This is a genomic window from Acinetobacter sp. UBA3025, from assembly GCF_002367915.1.
Classification (GTDB): Bacteria; Pseudomonadota; Gammaproteobacteria; order Pseudomonadales; family Moraxellaceae; genus Acinetobacter.
Map to the genome: position 1 here is coordinate 1 of NZ_DFDO01000154.1, position 8,353 is coordinate 8,353.

Annotated in this window: 6 protein-coding genes; 5 read left to right on the forward strand and 1 reads right to left on the reverse strand. The window is 46.6% G+C overall.

Annotation, left to right across the window (positions count from 1 at the left end; genetic code table 11):
* Positions 1 to 77 (reverse strand): bL21 family ribosomal protein (locus tag B4J23_RS06535; protein ID WP_291359450.1); only part of this gene is annotated, 77 nt, incomplete at its 3' end.
* 444 nt (positions 78 to 521) lie between these two features.
* On the opposite strand from B4J23_RS06535, the gene sdsA reads away from it, so the two are divergent.
* The 5 genes from sdsA to B4J23_RS06560 all read left to right on the forward strand — a co-directional run.
* Positions 522 to 1,499 (forward strand): All-trans-nonaprenyl-diphosphate synthase, encoded by a 978-nt coding sequence (gene sdsA / locus B4J23_RS06540; protein WP_004784900.1) that lies wholly within the window; start codon positions 522 to 524, stop codon positions 1,497 to 1,499.
* 15 nt (positions 1,500 to 1,514) lie between these two features.
* Positions 1,515 to 3,563, forward strand: a complete 2,049-nt coding sequence (locus B4J23_RS06545) for a site-specific recombinase (RefSeq protein WP_291359439.1) — start codon at positions 1,515 to 1,517, stop codon at positions 3,561 to 3,563.
* A gap of 152 nt (positions 3,564 to 3,715) precedes the next feature.
* Positions 3,716 to 4,318, forward strand: coding sequence for a phosphatase PAP2 family protein (locus B4J23_RS06550; RefSeq protein WP_004784903.1), 603 nt, complete (start codon positions 3,716 to 3,718; stop codon positions 4,316 to 4,318).
* A gap of 36 nt (positions 4,319 to 4,354) precedes the next feature.
* Positions 4,355 to 5,623 carry an efflux RND transporter periplasmic adaptor subunit gene (locus B4J23_RS06555; protein WP_004784905.1) on the forward strand — a complete coding sequence of 423 codons (1,269 nt, stop codon included), beginning with the start codon at positions 4,355 to 4,357 and terminating at the stop codon, positions 5,621 to 5,623.
* A 12-nt stretch (positions 5,624 to 5,635) separates the two neighbouring features.
* Positions 5,636 to 8,353, forward strand: a 2,718-nt coding sequence (locus B4J23_RS06560; protein WP_291359448.1) for an efflux RND transporter permease subunit, incomplete at its 3' end; no start/stop codon positions are given.

Genomic DNA, 8,353 nt, shown 5'->3' on the forward strand with positions numbered 1-8,353 from the left:
TTCAATAATTCAACTTTAAGGGTTTCACCCTCAACTACACGGTGCTGTTTACCACCGCTTTGGATTACTGCGTACATAATGTACTCCAAACATGCCCGTGTCGACGTGCCGATAAAGGAATATATCGATCTTAAAACGCGCGCCACTGGGGGTTATACAAGGGCAAAGATTTTAAGGGATATTATAAGAAACAACAAGCCATTTTAAGGAAATAATCATGAACTCCATTACAAAGCCTATAAATCATTAAATTATTCATTCAAAATCAAATATTAATACCGGATATACTGACTAAAAAACGCTGCTCAATTCCGAGTTTTCCGACTACCTGAGAAGGTTTAGAAAAAAACTTTAGCGGAAAGATATTGTTCATTTTTTAAATGTCAAAATTTAGGCTAAACTCGAATAAGTGCTATAAAAAGCTGATTTTTAGTGGAGTTTGTGCTTTTCTTAGCTTTCACTCATGTTATAAATTGTTAAACTACCCGCTGCGATTTACCAAACTAGAGGTTTTCTTTCACATGGCCATCGACTTTAAGCAAGATATTCTCGCTCCTGTTGCTAACGACTTTGCTGCGATGGACACATTCATTAACGAAGGAATTACCTCAAAAGTGGCACTGGTGATGGCGGTCAGCAAGCATGTCGTTGAAGCTGGCGGCAAGCGTATGCGCCCCATCATGTGCCTGTTGGCAGCGAAAGCCTGTGGTGCCGTGGAACTGGAACAGCATCGCAAACTGGCCGCCATTATCGAAATGTTGCATACGGCAACTTTAGTTCATGATGATGTCGTCGATGAATCAGGTTTGCGTCGTGGTCGCCCGACTGCAAATGCTACCTGGAATAACCAAACTGCGGTTTTAGTGGGTGATTTCCTGATTTCGCGTGCCTTTGATTTGCTGGTCGATCTTAACAATATGACCCTGCTCAAAGACTTCTCTACGGGTACCTGCGAAATTGCCGAAGGCGAAGTTCTGCAACTACAATCGCAACATCAGCCAGAAACCTCAGAAGAAACCTATTTAAGTATTATTCATGGCAAGACTTCTCGCCTGTTTGAACTGGCGACCGAAGGCGCAGCTATTCTTTCCGACAAGACTGAGTTCCGTGAACCGTTACGTAAATTCGCCGGTCACTTCGGTAATGCTTTCCAGATTATTGATGACATTCTGGACTATACATCTGATGCTGAAACCTTAGGAAAAAACATCGGTGATGACCTGATGGAAGGTAAACCGACCCTGCCATTGATTGCTGCCATGAAAAATACTACAGGTGAATCACATGAAATTATTCGTCGCAGTATTGCAACGGGCGGAACAGATCATTTGGCAGAAGTGATCAAGATCGTAAATGATTCTGGCGCCTTGGATTATTGCCGCCAGCGTGCAACTGAAGAAACAGAAATTGCAATTCAAGCCTTGAATGCATTACCCGATTCAGAGTATCGTCAGGCCCTCGTTAATCTGGCCAAACTGGCTCTTCACCGGATTCAATAGCCGCTTATCTCGCCTATGCATATTAATTTTCTTGATATTTTTCAAAGCATGCAGCATCAGCTTGAACAACCACAAGCGGTGCTGGATGAGAATCTGCTCATCCAACTTGTAGAACGTATACGCCCAGAAGACAGCAGAAATACCGAAGAGATCGAAGCGAAATTCAATGCATTTATCCGGGCTTTATTACTCACCCCGAATGCGGTTGCCACGCTTCAAACCTTTACCCTGCGGATCATTAACCGCTATAAACAAACCGGTCTGTTTTCCGATACCGGTATTTTGTCTCTGGATGGGTTCTGGAACCAGCTGAATCAGCGCCTTGGCGCGCATGTCTTACCGCTGATTCCCGACCATCAGCAACTCCAGGAATTATTCCGCAAGGTTTTTTATCAACGTACTGATAAATACTGGCTAGACTATTTTGATGAAGATGACTGGCAACGTTTATTTGCAGTCCTGAATCAGGGACATTCCAATCAGCCTGAAAAAACCCGAATCAAAGATCAACTGATCAAGGCACTGACCATTTTGTCTTACCGGATCAGTGGTATTGGTCTGCACCCTGAATTTATTAATGCCCAGCCTGAACTGATGGAATATGAATCTCCCTTTCTGGTACAGAATCGTGAGATTAACGAGTTTATTCAGGAATATAAAAAACGTTACAACACAGTCACCCTAGTCGATTCGATTACCCCACCGGATGCCTCACAAGCACTGGTGATGCTGGAACAATGTCATGATGTCGTGGCCAAGATTCGCCGTTCTACCAAGCGGACTGGTGTCAGTGTCAGCCTGACCTATATGCTGGCACTGCTGGAACAGTGTCTGGAACGGGTCGAAATTCTGCTGAATATGGTCATGGATGACGATGATCTGCGTTATCAATCCATTGGCCTGTTTATGGCGGACATTACTGAAGCAATTTATAGTGAACGCAGTGTGCGGGCCCTGCTGGCCACCAATAGTGAACTTTTGGCTTTACAAGTGACTGAAAATGCCAGCAAGACCGGTGAACATTATGTAAGTACCGACAAGCAAGGCTTTCTGGCCATGTACAAATCGGCTGCAGGTGCTGGTGCCATCATCGCGACAATGGCCACCTTAAAAGTTCTGATGACACGCCTCACCATGGCCCCTTTGATGCAGGCCTTTAGCTATAGCATGAACTATTCGCTGGGCTTTATGCTGATTCATGTGCTGCATTTTACCGTGGCAACCAAACAGCCGGCGATGACTGCCGCTGCACTGGCGGCTACCGTACAGCAGCGTAAAGGCTCGAAAATGGCTCAGATTGCCGAGCTGGCTGCGCTGATTGTAAATATCATCCGCACCCAGTTTGTCGCCATTTTGGGCAATATTTCTATTGCAATTCCCGTAGCAGCATTGATTACCCTGCTGTGGGATTTTGCGCTGCATGAACCTTTAATGAATCATGCCAAGGCGGCCAAAACCCTGCATGACCTGAATCCGTTTACTTCATTGGCGATTCCACATGCAGCGATTGCCGGAGTATGTTTATTCCTGTCCGGATTATTGGCCGGTTATTTTGACAATATGGCCGTTTATCGCAAAGTCGGCCCGCGACTGAAAGCCCATGTGCATTTATCGCAGCTGATGGGGCAAGAGCGTCTTTACCGTTTTGCTGACTATATCGAACGTAATCTGGGTGCACTGGCGGGTAATTTTATTTTCGGGATCATGCTCGGCAGTATGGGCACCATTGGTTTTATTCTCGGTCTGCCACTGGATATTCGCCATATCGCCTTTGCCTCTGCCAACTTTATTCAGGGTCTAATTACGATCAATGGTCCCGATATCGGCTTGATCGTAGTGTCTTTTCTGGGTGTGTTACTCATTGGCCTGACCAACTTGTTTGTCAGTTTCACTCTGACGATTATTGTAGCCTTACGCGCACGCCGGGTGCGTTTTGAACAGTGGAAACCTTTGGCAAAACTGGTCATGACGCACTTCCTGACCCGACCTAGTGATTTCTTCTGGCCACCCAAGCAAAGCATTGAAATTGACGAAAATCATACATCGACAAAAACCCAAAACTGAGATAATTACAGTATATTTAGCAACAAATTCCTTACGAAAAAAATGTAATTCGCATAAAATACGCACACTTGAAAAAAAGTGTACTGACAAGTACACTTTGCTTTAGACAATTGGCCGATCTGCGAACGGTTAAAAGGACAAGGATTTTTGGCATGCATTACTTGTTACTTTTTGTCGGTATTTTATTTTTAATTTTCAGTGTGTTCATCCTGAATATTCCCGCTTTAAACGAGCTCGACTTGCAAGCTGTGGAATGGATGAGTCTGTATCGCACCGAGTTTTGGAATCAAATTACTCAGTCCTTATCCTTAATAGGTGGCATGCCATTTGTATTATTTTTATCCACGCTATTGTGTATTGCATCGCTGTGGTATAAAAAGTATACAAACGCAATTTTTATATGTATCGGAATTATCGGAGGAATTCTCCTAGCTTGGCTGTTGAAATTTGCAATTGCCCGACCCCGACCACCAGAATCCTTGCATCTGGTTGAAAGCTTTGGAAGTTCCTTTCCAAGTGCCCATAGTCTATATGCGGCTTGTCTGGCTTGTTTGGCAATTTACATCCATCGGCAACATTCCCGTTATACCCTCATCGTGATCGGTGCAGTGGTATGGATGCTGATGATGGGGATCTCAAGAGTTTATCTGGGCGTACATTTTCCTTCAGATGTCATATCCGGCTGGAGTATCAGTTTTATTTGGATTTCGTTGTGGTATATGGTCTGGATCAGATATTGCGCGGCTCACAAATAAGAAAATTTAGATATAAATCTAATTAGAGGTGGAATAATGATGTCTGCAAAGCTTTGGGCACCTGCCCTGACTGCTTGCGCATTGGCAACAAGTCTTGCACTTGTTGGTTGTAGCAAAGATCCTAAAGAGGGCCAGCAAGCTGGTGCTCAACAACAAATGCCACCGACTGAAGTCGGTGTTCTTGTTGCACAACCGCAAAGTGTAGAGCAGTCTGTAGAGCTCTCAGGTCGTACAACAGCATTTGAAATTTCAGACGTACGTCCACAAGCCAGTGGCGTGGTGCTTAAACGCTTGTTCACGGAAGGCAGCTATGTGCGTGAAGGTCAGGCCTTGTATGAAATCGATTCAAGTACCAACCGCACTACAGTAGACAATGCCCGTGCAGCGATTGCCCGTGCTGAAGCCAATCTGGGCGTATTGCGTGTGAAGGAAGGCCGTTACCGTCAACTGGTCGGTACCAATGCCATTTCCAAACAGGAATATGATGACATCGCGGCACAGGTCAAACTGGCTGAAGCTGATTTGAATGCCAATCGCGCAACTTTGCGTAATGCAGAAATCAACCTAGGCTATTCGACTGTACGTGCTCCGATTTCGGGCCAGACCAACCGTTCGTCTGTGACAGCGGGTGCCTTGGTGACAGCGAATCAGCCAGAGCCATTGGTAACGATTCAGCGTCTAGATCCAATCTATGTAGATATCAACCAGTCAAGTGCCGAGCTTTTACGTTTACGTCAACAGCTTAATCAAGGCAGCTTGAACAGCTCTAACAATACCAAAGTCAAGTTGAAGCTTGAAGATGGCAGTATCTACCCGGTTGAAGGCCGTCTTGCATTCTCTGATGCTAGCGTGAACCCGGAAACAGGTACCGTGACTTTACGTGCGGTATTCCCGAACAAAAATCACCTGCTTCTTCCAGGTATGTTTGCCACTGCGCAAATCGTACAGGGTGAAGTACCGAATGCTTTCCTGATTCCGCAAGCAGCTTTGACCCGTACCCCAACAGGTCAGGCGATGGCGATGCTGGTCGGTGCTGACAATAAAGTGACGCCACGTCCAGTGACCACCGTTGGTTCCCAAGGCAGCAACTGGATTGTGACCGAAGGTCTGAATCCAGGCGATAAAGTAATTGTAGATGGTATTGCGAAAGTAAAACCTGAACAGCAAGTTGTACCAAAACCTTATCAACCTCAAGCTGCTGCGCCACAAGGTGCTGCACAACCTGCTGCCCAACAACCTGGTGCAGCGCAAAAAGCGGATGATGCAAAAGAACAATCTGAACAAAAACCTGCTGCCAAAGCATAAGGAGTAAGGTTTATGGCTCAATTTTTTATTCATCGTCCTATCTTTGCCTGGGTGATTGCACTGGTCATCATGCTGGCAGGTATTTTGACCCTGACCAAAATGCCGATTGCCCAGTATCCGACCATTGCTCCGCCTACAGTCACGATTTCTGCGACTTATCCAGGGGCATCTGCTGAAACGGTCGAAAATACAGTAACGCAGATCATCGAGCAGCAAATGAATGGTCTGGATGGTCTGCGTTATATCTCATCTAACAGTGCGGGTAACGGTTCTTCATCTATTTCCTTGAACTTTGAACAGGGTGTCGATCCTGATATCGCACAGGTTCAGGTTCAAAACAAATTACAGTCTGCGACTGCACTTCTTCCTGAAGATGTACAGCGTCAGGGTGTGCGTGTTACCAAATCAGGTGCCAGCTTCCTGCAGGTATTGGCTTTCTATTCACCTGATGGCAGCATGACCGCCGATGACATCAAAGACTATGTGAATTCGAACATTTCTGAACCTTTAAGCCGTGTGGCTGGGGTGGGTGAAGTTCAGGTCTTTGGTGGTTCTTATGCTATGCGAATCTGGCTTGATCCAGCCAAAATGGCGAGCCTGCAAGTCACGCCAAGTGATATTGCGACTGCCATTCGTACCCAAAATGCTCAGGTCGCTGTGGGTCAGCTCGGTGGTGCACCAGCTGTTGAAGGACAAGTCCTGAATGCGACTGTCACCGCACAAAGCCTGCTGCAAACTCCAGAACAGTTCAGCAATATCTTCCTGAAAAATGCCACTTCGGGCGCGCAAGTCCGTCTGGGTGATGTTGCACGGGTTGAACTCGGTGCAGATAACTATCAGTTTGATTCGAAGTTTAACGGTAAACCGGCTGGTGGTGTGGCAATTAAACTTGCCACTGGTGCTAACGCACTTGATACAGCCCAAGCAGTAGAAGAACGCTTAGAGCAGTTACGTCCGAACTATCCGCAAGGCATGGTCGACCAACTGGCTTTTGACACCACGCCATTTATTGAACTGTCGATCAAGAGTGTAGTTAAAACCCTGATCGAAGCAATTATTCTAGTGTTCCTGGTCATGTTCCTGTTCCTGCAGAACTGGCGTGCTACCATTATTCCAACCATGGCAGTTCCAGTCGTGGTATTGGGTACCTTTGCCGTGATTAATGTCTTCGGCTTCTCGATTAATACCCTAACCATGTTTGCCATGGTACTGGCGATTGGTCTTCTGGTCGATGACGCGATTGTTGTGGTCGAGAACGTCGAACGGGTCATGGTGGAAGAGCATCTGGATCCGGTTTCTGCAACTGAAAAGTCGATGAAACAGATTTCTGGTGCACTGATTGGTATTACCTCGGTGCTATCGGCAGTATTCGTTCCAATGGCTTTCTTCGGTGGAACCACCGGGGTTATTTATCGTCAGTTCTCGATTACGCTGGTCACAGCAATGGTCTTGTCGCTGATAGTGGCATTAACCTTTACCCCTGCCCTATGTGCGACCCTGCTGAAACAGCATGATCCGAACAAGCCGCAAAGTAATGGTATATTTGCGCGTTTCTTCCGCTGGTTTAATAGCAGTTTTGACAAGGTTTCTGTGAAATATCAGGGCGGCGTCAACCGTATGACTCACAGCAAGATTTTCTCAGGCGTGGTGTATGCCGTGGTACTGGGTATTATTGTGCTGTTATTCCAGAAACTGCCTTCTTCGTTCTTACCGGATGAAGACCAAGGTGTCGTTATGACGCTGGTTCAGTTACCACCAAATGCAACACTGGAACGTACTGACAACGTGGTTAACACCATGACGAATTATTTCTTGGAAAACGAGAAAGAGCATGTCGAGTCCGTGTTTAGTGTGGCAGGTTTCTCCTTTACCGGTGTGGGTCAAAACGCAGGCCTAGCGTTTATTAAACTGAAAGACTGGTCAGAGCGTAACAGTCCGGAAGCTCAAGTCGGTGCCATTATTCAACGTGGTATGGCGTTGAACATGATTGTCAGAGATGCATCTTATATCATGCCATTGCAGCTTCCTGCGATGCCTGAACTTGGTGTATCGGCTGGCTTTAACTTACAGCTCAAAGCTGCAAGTGGTCAAAGTCATGAGCAACTTCTGGCAGCACGTAATACGATCCTCGGTCTAGCAGCACAAGACTCGCGTCTCGCTGGTGTGCGTCCGAATGGTCAGGAAGATACTCCACAGTACCGTGTCATTGTCGATCATGCACAAGCCGGTGCATTGGGCGTGAGTGTTGCTGAAATTAACAGCACCATGGGTATTGCTTGGGGCGGTTCGTATATCAATGACTTCATTGATCGCGGTCGTGTCAAGAAAGTCTATGTTCAGGGTGAAGCTGGCTCGCGGATGATGCCGGAAGATCTGGACCAATGGTATGTGCGTAATAACCGCGGTGAAATGGTGCCATTCTCGGCGTTTGCCACAGGCGAATGGACCTACGGTTCACCACGTCTTGAGCGTTATAACGGCGTATCGTCCATGAACATTCAGGGTACACCTGCTCCGGGTATCAGCTCGGGCGATGCAATGGTGGCCATGGAAGAAATCGTGGCGAAATTACCAGAAATGGGCTTGCAAGGTTTCGACTATGAATGGACTGGTCTGTCTCTGGAAGAACGTGAGTCTGGCGCACAAGCACCATTCTTGTACGCGCTTTCACTGTTGATCGTGTTCCTGTGTCTGGCAGCCCTGTATGAAAGCTGGTCGATTCCGTTCTCG